The organism is Erwinia sp. L03-1 (assembly GCF_058686115.1).
Genome location: NZ_CM178762.1, coordinates 1,336,276 through 1,350,116 on the forward strand (window position 1 = coordinate 1,336,276; position 13,841 = coordinate 1,350,116).

Sequence of the window (13,841 nt, forward strand, 5' to 3'; positions counted from 1 at the left end):
TGGACTGTTAGTCTGTACCTGTTAATCTGAAAGCCTCAGCCTTACAAAGCAGTTAATTGCGTGCCTGAGTCCCTTGCATTATCGCTCCCAGTTGCTCCATTATTTATTATGAATCAAATAATTACTTTATCAGAGTGCAGCATCCTCATGAGCGGATGAGAGACGACATAAGTGCGTATTATTTTTGCGCAACATTTTAATTAAACTGGCAAAGGAAAACCGTACGCAAACGTTTTCTTTTTCTGTTAGAATTCGCCCCGAACTCCGGTTACGTCCTCTTTTTCTGCATGGTGAAGCACGTTTCTCACAGGCAACAAGAGGCGGGATCTGAGGCAGGGGCACAGTCGCTGGAAGAGTTCATGGTCTGGATAGATTACGTCATTATTGCGGTTGTCGGTTTTTCGGCACTGGTCAGCCTGATCCGCGGGTTCGTTCGGGAAGCTTTATCACTCGTCACCTGGGGATGCGCATTTTTTGTCGCCAGTCATTATTACGCCTTCCTGGCCGTCTGGCTCACTGGATTCAACGATGAACTGGTCAGAAATGGGATCGCTATTGCGGTGTTGTTCGTTGCCACGCTGTTAGTCGGGGCCATCGTCAACTACGTTATTGGTTCACTGGTTGAAAAAACCGGGCTGTCGGGTACTGACCGGGTACTCGGCGTCTGTTTCGGGGCGTTGCGCGGCGTGCTGATCGTATCGGCGATGCTGTTCTTCCTTGATACATTCACCGGCTTTTCTAAAAGCCCGGACTGGCAACAGTCCCAGCTGGTCCCCCAGTTCAGCTACATCATCAGGTGGTTTTTTGACTATCTGAAAAGCACGTCGAGTTTTTTGCCCCGGTAATTGAGCCGGGGTTGCGGCTTATGAGGAAATGACCCTATGTGCGGTATTGTCGGAATCGCCGGTTTTATGCCGGTCAACCAGTCGATTTATGACGCGTTAACGGTGCTACAGCACCGTGGGCAGGATGCCGCTGGCATTGTCACCATCGATGCACTGAATTGCTTCCGCCTGCGTAAAGCAAACGGTCTGGTTAGCGATGTATTTGAAGCCCGCCATATGCAGCGTTTGCAGGGGAATATGGGGATTGGCCACGTACGCTATCCTACTGCCGGAAGCTCAAGTGCTTCTGAAGCGCAGCCCTTCTACGTCAACTCGCCTTTCGGCATCACACTTGCGCATAATGGTAACCTGACCAATGCCCACGAACTGCGCCGCGCGCTGTTTGAAAGCGGTCGTCGTCACGTGAACACCACCTCCGATTCTGAAATCCTGCTGAATATCTTTGCGCAGGAGCTGGATCGTTTTCAGCACTACCCGCTGGAAGCAGAGAATATTTTTTCGGCGGTTGCGGCCGTGCATCAGCACGTTCGCGGCGCTTACGCCTGCGTGGCAATGATTATTGGCCATGGCCTGGTCGCTTTCCGCGATCCTAACGGCATTCGCCCGCTGGTTATCGGCAAACGCGGCATGCAGGACGGTCGCTGTGAATATATGGTGGCCTCTGAGAGCGTGGCACTTGATACCCTGGGCTTTGAATTCCTGCGCGATGTGGCGCCGGGCGAAGCGGTCTATGTGACCGAGAAGGGCCAGCTTTTCACCCGTCAGTGCGCGGAAAACCCGAAATTCAATCCCTGCCTGTTTGAGTACGTCTATTTTGCCCGCCCGGACTCGTTCCTGGACAAAATCTCCGTCTACAGTGCACGGGTGCGCATGGGCACCAAATTGGGCGCGAAAATCGCCCGTGAGTGGGAAGATCTGGATATTGATGTGGTGATCCCCATTCCGGAAACTTCCTGCGATATCGCGCTGGAGATCGCCCGCATCCTCGACAAGCCGTATCGTCAGGGCTTTGTTAAAAACCGCTATGTCGGCCGCACCTTTATCATGCCGGGGCAGCACCAGCGCCGCAGCGCCGTGCGCCGTAAGCTGAACGCTAACCGCGCGGAGTTTCGCGGCAAGAACGTCCTGCTGGTTGATGATTCCATCGTGCGTGGGACCACCTCCGAACAGATTATCGAGATGGCCCGTGAGGCAGGCGCGAAAAAAGTCTACCTTGCCTCAGCGGCACCGGAAGTGCGTTTCCCTAACGTCTATGGCATTGATATGCCCAGCGCGACGGAACTGATTGCGCACGGACGTGAAGTGGAAGAGATCCGCCAGCTGATTGGTGCAGATGCGCTGGTGTTCCAGGATCTGAATGACCTGATCGAAGCCGTACGTGAAGAAAACCCGGATATCGTTCAGTTTGAGTGCTCGGTCTTTAACGGTATCTACGTGACCAAAGATGTCGATCAGCGCTATCTTGAGTATCTCCAGTCGTTACGCAATGACGATGCCAAAGCAATGGCGCGTCAGAATGAAGTAGAAAACCTGGAAATGCACAACGAAGGCTAATACCCTTAGCGAGAGTGCAACAGAGTTGATGGGCTGGAAGCGATTCCGGCCCATTTGTTTTTTTGGCGGGCGGGAGCTGGCCTTTCAATGATTAAAGCAGGTTAACCATGAAACGACTCATTATTGGCATTTCAGGCGCCAGCGGCGTGATTTATGGCGTTCGCACGCTGCAAATATTGCAGCAGGTCAGCGGGGTGGAAACGCACCTGGTAATGAGTCAGGCGGCGCGACAAACCCTGGCGCTGGAGAGCGATTATTCGCTGCGTGAGGTCCAGGCGATGGCCGATGTGGTTCACGATGCGCGCGATATTGCTGCCAGCATCTCCTCTGGCTCATTCAAGACCGAAGGGATGGCTATCCTGCCGTGCTCAATGAAAACCCTTTCCGGCATTGTTCACAGCTACACCGACGGGCTGCTAACCCGCGCGGCAGACGTGGTGCTGAAGGAGCGTCGTCGGCTGGTACTTTGCGTAAGGGAAACGCCGCTGCACCTTGGGCACCTGCGTATGATGACCAGCGCGGCGGAGTTAGGCGCAATCATTATGCCCCCCGTTCCTGCCTTCTATCACCGTCCTCAGCAGATAATGGATATTGTCGATCAGACAGTTAACAGAGTGATAGATCAGTTTGATATCGAACTTGATAAGGATCTGTTTACGCGCTGGCAGGGTGCATAAAATTCGCTTCCCTGCCCGACATTAGTGCAATAGCGGGCGCTGAATCGCATTTCGTGCATCTGATGCACCAAAATGCAACATTGCCGCCGCTCCGCCTCAACAAATCTGCTATATATTTCCTCAGAATCCGGGCGCTTACGCTGTAACAGAGCGTGGCGACCGGGCTGCGCAACCGTGGGGCACACCCGCGTAAAAGTGGCATGAAACCTGCAAATAACATTGGCCATAACGGCGCGAACAGATCATAACGCCATAATAAAAGTTCATCTTGAGGGTAATCTATGAAAAAGCAGGTCCTGGCTCTTTCTCTGCTGCTGGCTCTCTCTTCCGCAGGTAGCGCATTTGCTGCCGCACCGAAGACGCTGCGCATTGGTAACGATCCTACTTATGCCCCCTTTGAATCAAAGAATGCCCAGGGGCAGCTGGTTGGGTTTGATATCGATCTCGCTAACGAGATCTGCAAACGTATGGAGACCAAATGTACGTATGTAGAGAGCGATTTTGACGCGCTGATCCCCTCGCTTAAGGCGAAGAAGATTGATGCCATTATCTCTTCCCTCTCGATTACCGAAAAACGTCAGCAGGAGATCGCCTTCTCTGAAAAATTATTTGCAGCCAATGCCCGTCTGATTGCGCCAAAAGGCTCCAAACTGTTGCCAACCGTGGACTCGCTGAAGGGCAAAACTATCGGACTGCTTCAGGGTACCACGCAGGAAACCTATGCAAATCAGGAGTGGCGTCCAAAAGGCGTAACCATCACGCCTTATGCAAACCAGGACCAGGTGTATCAGGATCTGACGGCGGGTCGAATTGATGCGGCTTTCCAGGATGAGGTTGCCGCCAGCGAAGGGTTCCTGAAACAGCCTGCGGGTAAAAACTTTGCTTTTGCCGGTCCGGCGGTGAAGGATGAGAAGATCTTTGGCGTGGGAACCGGAATAGGCATGCGCAAAGATGAAACCGATCTGAAGGCGGCCATCGACAAAGCTTTTGAATCGATGCGTAAAGATGGCACCTACGACAAGCTGGCTAAAAAATATTTCGACTTTGACGTGTACGGCGGTTAAGAAAACCTGTCAGGGGGCTTGCCGAAAATGGCGGCTCCTGTTTTACCTGCCTGCTGTCGGTAAAACGCGTAGTGAAATTTAAGACAGGAAATGCTTATGCTGTATGGATATTCTGATGTCATTTTCAGGGGCGCGCTGGTTACGCTTGAGCTGGCCCTCAGCTCGGTGCTGCTGTCGGTCATCCTCGGTTTGGTTGGTGCGGGCGCCAAACTCTCCTCTAATCGTCCACTGCGGATAATCTTTGGAGGCTACACCACTCTAATTCGCGGTGTGCCCGATCTGGTTCTGATGCTGCTGATTTTTTACGGCCTGCAAATTGCCCTTAACCAGCTTACCGACCTGCTGGGGCTTAGCCAGTTTGATATCGACCCGATGGTGGCCGGTATTATTACGCTCGGTTTCATCTATGGCGCTTACTTTACCGAGACTTTTCGCGGTGCCTGGATGGCGGTGTCAAAAGGGCAGGTGGAAGCAGCGACGGCGTTCGGCTTCTCCTCTTCACAAACTTTCCGCCGCATTTTGTTCCCGGCGATGATGCGTTATGCGCTGCCCGGTATCGGTAATAACTGGCAGGTCATACTGAAAGCAACGGCGCTGGTTTCGTTACTGGGGCTGGAAGATGTGGTTAAGGCAACGCAGCTGGCGGGAAAAAGTACCTGGCAGCCGTTTTGGTTTGCCATCGTGGCCGGCATTATCTATCTGATATTTACCACGCTCTCTAACGGCGTGTTGTGGTGGCTGGAACGCCGGTATTCGGTGGGTGTAAAAAGGGCTGACTTATGATCGATATTATTCAGGAATACTGGAAAGCCCTGCTGTGGACGGACGGTTATCGCTTTTCCGGCGTGGCGATTACCCTGTGGCTACTGATTATTTCCGTTGTGCTGGGCGGATGCCTGGCAGTACTGCTGGCCATTGCCCGCGTTTCCCCCATCAGGGCGGTGCGTTTTCCGGTCTGGCTGTTTACCTATATTTTTCGTGGTACGCCGCTCTATGTTCAACTGCTGATCTTCTATTCCGGTATGTACACGCTGGAGGTGGTAAAGGGCAACGAATTGCTTAACGCGTTCTTCCGCAGCGGGCTGAACTGTACGCTGCTGGCACTCACGCTGAATACCTGTGCCTATACCACCGAGATTTTCGCCGGTGCGATCCGTGCTGTCCCTTATGGTGAAATTGAAGCGGCCCGCGCTTATGGCTTTTCTCCTTTTAAACTTTATCGCTGCATTATTCTGCCCTCCGCACTGCGCACCGCGCTGCCGGCCTACAGTAATGAAGTGATCCTGATGCTGCACTCCACGGCGCTGGCTTTTACCGCGACCGTACCGGACCTGCTGAAGGTGGCGCGGGATATTAACTCCGCCACCTATCAGCCGTTCGTGGCGTTTGGCATTGCCGCCATCCTCTACCTGATTATCTCGTATGTGTTGATTAGTCTGTTCCGCATGGCGGAGAAACGCTGGCTGGCGCACGTTAAACCCTCATCGACTCATTGAGCAAAATTATGGCCGAAAATAAATTAAACGTAACTGAACTGCATAAGCGCTACGGTGAGCATGAGGTGCTGAAGGGCGTATCACTGCGGGCTGACGCCGGTGATGTGATCAGTATTATCGGTTCATCGGGTTCGGGAAAAAGTACCTTCCTGCGCTGTATTAATTTTCTGGAAAAGCCCAGCGAAGGGACGCTTTCTGTTAATAACCAGACCATTAACCTGGTGCGCGATACCGACGGTCAGCTTAAGGTGTCCAATAAGGAGCAGCTGCGGGCGCTGCGTACCAGTCTGACCATGGTCTTTCAGCACTTTAACCTGTGGAGTCACATGACGGTGCTGCAAAACGTTATGGAGGCGCCGATGCAGGTTCTCGGTCTGAGCAAAGCCGACGCGCACGATCGCGCCATCCGGTATCTGGAGAAGGTGGGGATTGACGAGCGCGCCCGGGCGAAATATCCGGTCCACCTGTCGGGCGGCCAGCAGCAGCGCGTATCTATTGCGCGTGCGCTGGCGATGGAGCCAGAGGTGCTGCTGTTTGATGAACCGACCTCGGCGCTCGACCCGGAGCTGGTGGGCGAGGTGCTACGGATTATGCAGAAGCTGGCGGAGGAGGGTAAAACCATGGTGGTTGTCACCCACGAAATGGAGTTCGCCCGTCACGTCTCAAGCCATGTGATTTTCCTGCATCAGGGGAAAATAGAGGAGGAGGGTCCGCCGGACGAGCTGTTCAATAATCCCAAAAGCCCGCGCCTGCAACAGTTTCTCTCCGGTGTGCTGAAGTAGACGGGTTTCGCTCTGAGGTAACGGTGTTAGCTGAAAGTTAACAGGATTCTCCGCGCCGTGCTCCGGGATGATCCGGAATGCGGCGCGGTTATCGCATCGCGACGAAAACAGGCATCCTGACGCGTAGGGCCAGTATGTATGCGTATGCGGGCTGATACGGTGCTATCGTTCAGCTCGCGGCCCCTGTGGTTCAGACCACATTCTTTAGCGCCTCATCCAGCTGATACCAGCGGAAATCAAATCCCGATTCCTCCAGCCGCTTCGGTAGCACGTGCTGACCACCGAGTACCAATACCGAGGACTCCCCCATTATCAGCTTTATCGCGCTGGCCGGGGTACGCATAAAGGCCGGGCGGTGCATTGCTTCTCCCAGGGTAGCGGCAAACTGTTCGTTGCGCACCGCGTAGGGAGCAACCATATTGAACGGACCGCGCAGGCTGCTGCTATCCAACAGCCAGAGAATAGCGCTTAGCATATCCTCAAGGTGGATCCACGGCATATACTGCTTACCGGTGCCGATCGGCCCGCCAATACCCAGCTTAAAGGGCAGCTTCATTTTGCTCAGGGCGCCGCCCTCTTTCGCCAGTACCACGCCGGTACGCAGCAGGCAGACGCGCGTCTGATCACTTTCTGCCGCCAGCGCCAGCGACTCCCAGCGCGCGCAGAGCTGGTGTGTAAATTCGTCGTGACCGGGATCCTCTTCGGTCAGTACCACATCGCCAGCATCACCGTAGTAGCCGGTGGCGGAACCGGAGATCAATACCGAGGGCGGTGTACTGCTGGCATGTATCAGGGCGGTAAGGCGCTCGGTTATCTGCCAGCGGCTTTCACACAGCCGCTGCTTCTGCGTGTCGCTCCAGCGCTTATCGGCGATGGGTTCGCCCGCCAGATTGATAACAGCGTCAACGGCGTTAAGATCGCGCTGCTGCTCCAGCCCTGACCACAGGTTGACCCGCTCGTCCAGCTTGCTGCGTGCGCTGGCCACATTACGGGTGACCACGCTGACGCTGTCGCCGCGCTGTAACAGGCGGGGGATAAGGTGGCTGCCAATCAGGCCGGTACCGCCCGTCAGTAAAATGTGCATGCTGAGTGTCCTTTTAGAGTGGTGTTAATCATCTAACAGCCTGCTATTAGCTTAGGTGAATCTGACACAGGGTGCAGTAAAGCACAGCCTTTTTGAGCAGAGAGCGTCACAGGTTTGAATTTCTCTTTTTTTCTGCGTGGTATTCCCACCGATCACGATTGCCTTCCAGTAAAAAAATGGGTAAACAGAATGCACACGCGATCTTCTCCGGAGCCGGGAATGAATTACCCTAACGTAACGTTGTGGTCAGATGCCTGTTTTTTTAGCCCCTATGTGATGTCCGTTTTCGTTGCTCTCAGTGAAAAAGGCATGCCCTTTACCACCCGGCGTATTGACCTGGCGAGCGGCGAGCATCTCTCTGCCGCATGGGGTGATATTTCGCTGACTCACCGGGTTCCGGCGTTACAGATCGATGACTTTGTGCTTTCCGAGTCCTCTGCCATCGAAGAGTATCTGGAAGCGCGTTTCCCTGCGCCGGAGTTTGAGCGCCTGTACCCGGGCAACCGTGAACAGTGTGCAAGGGCCCGCGAAATCCAGGCATGGCTGCGCAGCGATTTCTTACCTCTGCGGCAGGAGCGACCGACGGAAGTGCTTTTTGCTGCTGAAAAATTCCCGCCTCTCAGCGAGGCTGCAACCACCTCTGCCAACAGGCTTTTTTCAGGCGTCGGACGTTTACTGATAGCAGGGCAGCAGAATCTGTTTGGGGAATGGTCAATTGTGGATACGGATGTGGCTGTGATGATTAATCGTCTGGCGCTTCACGGCGATCCGGTGCCAGATCGTCTGGTTGATTACGCCCATTTTCAGTGGCAACGCGCGTCCGTTCATCTCTGGCTGTCACAATCATTAAAAAACGCCGGTTAATGACATAGAAGGATTATTAATTTTTGGTCGCTCGTGGCAAACTGCGCGGGCACGAATCAACGAGCGCAAAGCGCCAGAACGAATAAGGGTTACGGATGGTCGAGCAAGATCGCGGCACGGAATGGGTAGATATCGTTAACGAAGATAACGAGGTTATTGCACAGTCCAGCCGTGCGCAGATGCGGGCACAGTGTTTGCGCCATCGCGCAACCTATATTGTGGTACACGATGGGATGGGAAAAATTCTGGTGCAGCGCCGTACCGAGAGCAAAGATTTTATGCCGGGTATGCTTGATGCAACCGCCGGTGGGGTGGTGCAGAGCGGGGAGGAGATGCTTGAGTCAGCCAGACGCGAAGCCGAAGAAGAGCTGGGTATTGCCGCCGTTCCTTTCGCCGAGCATGGTCTGTTTTACTTTGAGGATCAGCACTGCCGGGTATGGGGAGGACTGTTCAGCTGCGTGTCGCACGGGCCTTTTGCGATGCAGGAAGAGGAAGTTGATGAAGTTTTCTGGATGACGCCGGAAGAGATAACCGCCCGCTGCGACGAGTTTACCGATGATTCTTTAAAAGCTTTGTCACTTTGGTTGAGTCGTAATAACGAGCAGGGACGTACCCTGTCGCAAGCACAAGCATAGCGGTAGACGCTGTGTCGGTGGACAACCCCGGCGTTGACCGGGCTTAACTCCTGGACGCGCAAGTTGCATACCCGCTGTTTCGGTGGGCAATCCCAGCGTTTGCCGGTTAGTTGTTTGGGCTGCCATAGCTGCGGTGTCGGTGGACAATCCCAGCGTTGGCTGGTTAGTTGTTTGGGCTGCGATGCCTGCGGTGTCGGTGGACAATCCCAGCGTTCGCTGGTTAGTTGTTTAGGCTGCGATACCTGTGAAGCCGGTGGACAATCTCAGCGTTGGCTGGTTAGTTGTTTGGGCTGCCATAGCTGCGGTGTCGGTGGACAATCTCAGCGTTGGCTGGTTAGTTGTTTGGGCTGCAATACCTGCGATGCCGGTGGACAATCCCAGCGTTTGCCGGGCGTCCTCGCGCCACGCTCCGCGTGGTGCCTTTGGCTCCGACTCCAGGCCGGACGGCCCGGTCGCGAGCGGGCATCCCTGCCCGCCGCTCCCTGAGAGCAGCATCCCTGCTGCCCTCGCCTAGCCTTCCGTCTGCGCCGCAGCGCTGCGGATTGCCCGTCAACCGCAGGGATTGTCCACCTCTCAGGTTTTTGAGTTGCTTTTAGTAAACCCTTTAGTCTCCGCAGGTATCATCAGCACGACTTCCAGTTAAGCCCTAATAACGCTCAGGCTTTGTAGCCCGCCCGGCCCACTAGCAGGTAATCCGGTAATGTGCTTTTGATAGCGCCTGCCCAGCCTATAGCGCTGAGTTTTTTGCAGTGTTCTTCCTCTTCCAAACCTGCCGAAAGACTTTATGTTACCCCCGGAACCGCTCTTACCCGCAGCGAGCACAATGCGAAAGGAGCAGACGGGTGGGGGCCGGTGACAGGCAATCCGCAGCGCTGAGTGGAGAGAGGACGACCCGGATGGGCCAGCAGGGATGCTGGCACAAGGGAATGCCGGGACAGGGACGTCCCGTCATGCCCGGTCCGAAAGGTCGACGAACGAAGCGAAGGAACCGCGCCACGCGCGGCGCGAGGACCGCCAGGCAACGGGCCCCACCCGTAGGCGACCCCAACAACCTTCCCGCGCCAGGCCCTACCCGTCGGCACCCCAGGCCTCTGCCGTCCGGGGCCCTCCAGGCGACAGCACTAAGCCCTTATCGCGCCTAATAATTCCCTCCCCCTGCTTTAAATGCAAAAAGGGCCAGCTCGCTGGCTGGCCCTTCGGGTAATGCAGATAACGATATTAATTAATGCACATTTACCTGATTCACCTGATGCGGCTGGCTTTTACGACCGGCCTTGCCCAGGAAACCTGCGATAACAGCTTCAATCAGCAGAATGATAAGTGTCACCCAGCTGGCTTTAGCCGTGGCAGAGGCTGCTTTATCACCGGCTTCACGCGCTTTCTGCTCAGCCTGTTTCTTCAACTCTTCATATTTCTGATACGCCTGCTGATAACTCTGCTGCGTCTGGGCAACGATCTGATCAACTTCCTGATCGCTTTTGCCTGTACGTGCTTTAATAATATTTTTCAGTGCATCAAGATCAGCAGCCTGGAGCGTTGACTGATTGCGCTGAATAACGCCCTGGAACCAGTTGGCTAAATCAGTATCCGCTGACTGCTGATGCGTAGCGGTTTTTTCAGCCTGGTTCTGTGCGTGGTTTTTCTCATTGTTGGCATCCTGCTTGAGATTTTCAGGCTGCAACTCGGATTTCCCGGTCTGGCGCAGCGTGGTTTCAAGCTCATTCTGGATATTGTTAAGATCGATATTATTTTCCTGTAGCTTATCCTTTGCTGCCTGAGTGACAGAAGGCGCAACGGCAGAAATACCATTACCCAGTAAGCTGAAGCCAGAACCAATGACGCTGGCCGTGCCGCTTACCGCGCTGCTTAATACCGACACCACCAGCCAGACGCAAATCAGCGTATTAACTGCCCACATCAGCACGCCGTGCAGCGCGCCTTCACGCTGGGCCAGCCGACCGGTAATAAATGCACCCGCTGCAATAGAAATAAGCATTGAAAGGCCGGTCCAGATCAACGCACCTTTACCGAGACCGTCCACTGGATTTTGTTCTTTAAGCGGATCAATTGTCGTAGCACCAATTGCCGTGCCTAAAATGGTGAGTAACAAATAAATAACGATGGAAATGATAACGCCTGCAAAAACGGCGCTCCACGAAATACGCTTAAGCGGTATACCCGTGTTTAATTCACTGTAAACCGGATGGATTTGAGTATCACTCATTGCGAAGTCTCCCTTAGTCGGATAGTTATTCGATGTCATAATCAAACATCGTTATTAATGACTTTATCTAATACGCCCTGCTGGTGATAAGCCTGGTCGCAATCGGTTGTTTCTACCAGAAAAAAAATAAAAAATTAAATTCTTGTTGAGAATTATTGAGTTAATGGAAGGTTGGATGAGGAAATGACTTTAGGGAGATGAATGTCTCAGGCGAAAATATAGGATTTTGGAATGTTCTTAGGGGGGGTTGGGACTAAGATCGCCTTTTTCCGCTAAAAGTTCACTCAACGGCTAAGCACGCTTTTTAATAAAAGACGGGTCGAGAATGACCCGCCATAGAAAACTCAGACCCGATTAGCCTTCAGCCTGCTTTGACTGGATCGCAGTCAACGCAATGGTATAAACGATGTCGTCAACCAGCGCGCCACGTGACAAATCGTTTACCGGCTTGCGCATTCCCTGCAGCATTGGCCCGATTGAGATCAGGTCGGCAGAGCGCTGCACGGCTTTATAGGTGGTATTACCGGTGTTCAAATCCGGGAAGATGAACACGGTTGCCCGGCCTGCGACCGGTGAATCTGGCGCTTTGGATTTCGCCACGTCAGCCATGATGGCGGCGTCGTACTGCAACGGACCGTCAATAATGAGATCGGGACGCTTCTCCTTGGCAATGCGCGTCGCTTCGCGCACTTTCTCAACGTCGCTGCCTGCGCCGGAGTTGCCGGTAGAGTACGAGATCATCGCCACACGAGGCTCGATGCCAAAGGCGGTGGCGGAATCTGCGGACTGAATGGCAATTTCTGCCAGTTGCTCCGGATTAGGATCCGGATTAATTGCACAGTCGCCATACACCAGTACCTGTTCAGGCAGCAGCATAAAGAAGATTGAAGAGACCAGCGAGCTGTTCGGCGCGGTCTTAATTAACTGTAGCGGCGGACGAATAGTATTCGCCGTGGTGTGTACCGCACCCGAAACCAGGCCGTGAACTTCTCCCCGCTCCAGCATCATAGTACCGAGCATCACATTGTCTTCAAGCTGCTCCTGAGCGACGACTTCCGTCATGCCCTTGCTTTTACGCAGCTCGACCAGGCGCGGTACGTAATTCTCCCGCACGGCATCCGGGTCAACAATCTCGATACCCTTGCCCAGCTCAACGCCCTGAACGGCTGCCACGCGCTGGATCTCATCCGGATTACCCAGCAGGATACAGGTCGCGATGCCACGTGCGGCGCAGATAGCTGCCGCTTTAACCGTGCGCGGTTCGTCGCCTTCCGGCAGGACAATGCGCTTGCCCGCCTCGCGCGCCAGCTCGGTCAGCTGATAGCGGAAAGCCGGAGGTGAGAGGCGACGGCTACGTTCGGAGGTTGCCGTCAGCGAGTCAATCCATTCGGCATCAATGTGGCTGGCGACATATTCCTGCACGCGCTCGATGCGCTGGGTATCGTCGGCAGGCACTTCAAGATTAAAACTTTGCAGGCTTAGTGAGGTCTGCCAGGTATTGGTTTTCACCATAAACACCGGCAGGCCGGTGGCAAAAGCACGTTCGCAAAGCTTACGGATCGGCTCGTCAATCTGATAGCCACCGGTCAGCAGTACGGCACCAATTTCCACGCCGTTCATCGCGGCCAGACAGGCGGCGACCAGCACGTCGGGGCGGTCTGCTGAGGTCACAAGCAGAGAGCCGGGACGGAAATGCTCCAGCATATGTGGCAGGCTGCGCGCGCAGAAGGTCACCGATTTGACGCGTCGGGTCTGGATATCCCCTTCATTAATTACATCGGCATTCAGATGGCGGCACATATCAATCGCGCGCGTCGCGATCAGATCGAAACTCCAGGGGACGCAGCCCAGTACCGGCAGGGGGCTGTTGGCAAACAGCTGCTTCGGATCGATATTGGCGACGCTGGCCTTGGTGGAATCATCGAAAATTTCAGAGAGATCGGGGCGGGTGCGTCCCTGATCGTCAACCGGGGCGTTCAGCTTGTTAATGATCACGCCGGTGATGCTTTTATTTTTGCTGCCGCCAAAGCTGCTTTGCGTCAGTTCAATGCGCTCTTTTAACTGCGCTGGCGAATCGTTGCCCAGCGACATAACAAAAACGATTTCGGCGTTCAGCGTTTTAGCAATTTCATAGTTCAGCGCGGAGGCAAACTGATGTTTGCGGGTCGGGACCAGTCCTTCAACCAGCACCACTTCGGCATCTTTCGTATTTTCATGGTAGCGCTTGATGATCTCTTCCATCAGCACATCCTGCTGATTGGTGCCCAGTAGCGATTCGACGCGACTCATCTGTAACGGCTCGGCAGCAGGGATGGACGAGTTTTTACGGATAATTAGGGTCGTCTGGTCGGGGGCATCGCCGCCGGTGCGCGGCTGAGCAATAGGTTTAAACACGCTGAGACGGACGCCTTTGCGTTCCATGGCGCGGATTACGCCGAGACTAATACTGGTGAGGCCGACGCTGGTGCCGGTAGGAATCAACATAATGGTACGAGACACGATAAACCTCTCTTGTTAACCTTTTATAACGGCGGCAGGCGGCGCTTGCTTCAGGGTCAGCAAGCCGAGACTTCTCTCTGCCACAGCTCCCGTTATACCGGGTATGTAGTTGTTAGT

General features: G+C 54.3%; 13 protein-coding genes. 9 read left to right on the forward strand and 4 right to left on the reverse strand.

Annotated features, from left to right (window positions below; all coding sequences use genetic code 11):
• The first annotated feature begins 359 nt into the window (after positions 1-359).
• The 7 genes from cvpA (at position 360) to hisP (ending at position 6,418) form a co-directional block, all read left to right on the forward strand.
• Positions 360-845: a colicin V production protein gene (gene cvpA / locus AC4PCC_RS06230; protein ID WP_067705742.1), complete on the forward strand. Its 486-nt coding sequence runs from the start codon at positions 360-362 to the stop codon at positions 843-845.
• Between the two features lie 36 nt (positions 846-881).
• Positions 882-2,399 (forward strand): amidophosphoribosyltransferase, encoded by a 1,518-nt coding sequence (gene purF / locus AC4PCC_RS06235; protein ID WP_492126764.1) that lies wholly within the window; start codon positions 882-884, stop codon positions 2,397-2,399.
• Between the two features lie 107 nt (positions 2,400-2,506).
• Positions 2,507-3,076, forward strand: coding sequence for a UbiX family flavin prenyltransferase (locus tag AC4PCC_RS06240; RefSeq protein WP_067705739.1), 570 nt, complete (start codon positions 2,507-2,509; stop codon positions 3,074-3,076).
• Between the two features lie 281 nt (positions 3,077-3,357).
• Positions 3,358-4,140: a lysine/arginine/ornithine ABC transporter substrate-binding protein ArgT gene (gene argT, locus AC4PCC_RS06245; RefSeq protein ID WP_492126765.1), complete on the forward strand. Its 783-nt coding sequence runs from the start codon at positions 3,358-3,360 to the stop codon at positions 4,138-4,140.
• A gap of 96 nt (positions 4,141-4,236) precedes the next feature.
• Positions 4,237-4,923, forward strand: coding sequence for a histidine ABC transporter permease HisQ (locus AC4PCC_RS06250; protein WP_492126766.1), 687 nt, complete (start codon positions 4,237-4,239; stop codon positions 4,921-4,923).
• A complete protein-coding gene (locus AC4PCC_RS06255) occupies positions 4,920-5,636 on the forward strand; it encodes an ABC transporter permease (protein WP_067705735.1) in 717 nt (238 codons plus the stop codon). Before AC4PCC_RS06250 ends, AC4PCC_RS06255 begins: the two co-directional genes overlap by 4 nt.
• Before the next feature lie 8 nt (positions 5,637-5,644).
• A complete protein-coding gene (gene hisP, locus AC4PCC_RS06260; protein WP_067705734.1) occupies positions 5,645-6,418 on the forward strand; it encodes a histidine ABC transporter ATP-binding protein HisP in 774 nt (257 codons plus the stop codon).
• 190 nt (positions 6,419-6,608) lie between these two features.
• On the opposite strand, the gene AC4PCC_RS06265 is transcribed toward hisP, so the two are convergent.
• Positions 6,609-7,502, reverse strand: a complete 894-nt coding sequence (locus AC4PCC_RS06265; protein WP_492126767.1) for a TIGR01777 family oxidoreductase — start codon at positions 7,500-7,502, stop codon at positions 6,609-6,611.
• Between the two features lie 219 nt (positions 7,503-7,721).
• Here AC4PCC_RS06265 and yfcF point away from each other — a divergent pair, with 219 nt between their 5' ends.
• On the forward strand, positions 7,722-8,366 hold the full coding sequence (gene yfcF / locus AC4PCC_RS06270; RefSeq protein WP_492126768.1) for a glutathione transferase: 645 nt from the start codon (positions 7,722-7,724) through the stop codon (positions 8,364-8,366).
• A 95-nt stretch (positions 8,367-8,461) separates the two neighbouring features.
• A complete protein-coding gene (yfcD, locus tag AC4PCC_RS06275; RefSeq protein WP_067705729.1) occupies positions 8,462-9,001 on the forward strand; it encodes an NUDIX hydrolase YfcD in 540 nt (179 codons plus the stop codon).
• Between the two features lie 228 nt (positions 9,002-9,229).
• On the opposite strand, the gene AC4PCC_RS06280 is transcribed toward yfcD, so the two are convergent.
• The 3 genes from AC4PCC_RS06280 to pta form a co-directional block, all read right to left on the reverse strand.
• Positions 9,230-9,496, reverse strand: coding sequence for a hypothetical protein (locus tag AC4PCC_RS06280; protein ID WP_492126769.1), 267 nt, complete (start codon positions 9,494-9,496; stop codon positions 9,230-9,232).
• Positions 9,497-10,223: 727 nt separating this feature from the next.
• Positions 10,224-11,225 (reverse strand): TIGR04086 family membrane protein, encoded by a 1,002-nt coding sequence (locus tag AC4PCC_RS06285; protein WP_492126770.1) that lies wholly within the window; start codon positions 11,223-11,225, stop codon positions 10,224-10,226.
• A 354-nt stretch (positions 11,226-11,579) separates the two neighbouring features.
• The gene (gene pta / locus AC4PCC_RS06290) at positions 11,580-13,724 is read right to left on the reverse strand and encodes a phosphate acetyltransferase (protein ID WP_492126771.1); all 2,145 of its coding nucleotides are present in this window, start codon (positions 13,722-13,724) and stop codon (positions 11,580-11,582) included.
• Positions 13,725-13,841 lie beyond the last annotated feature (117 nt).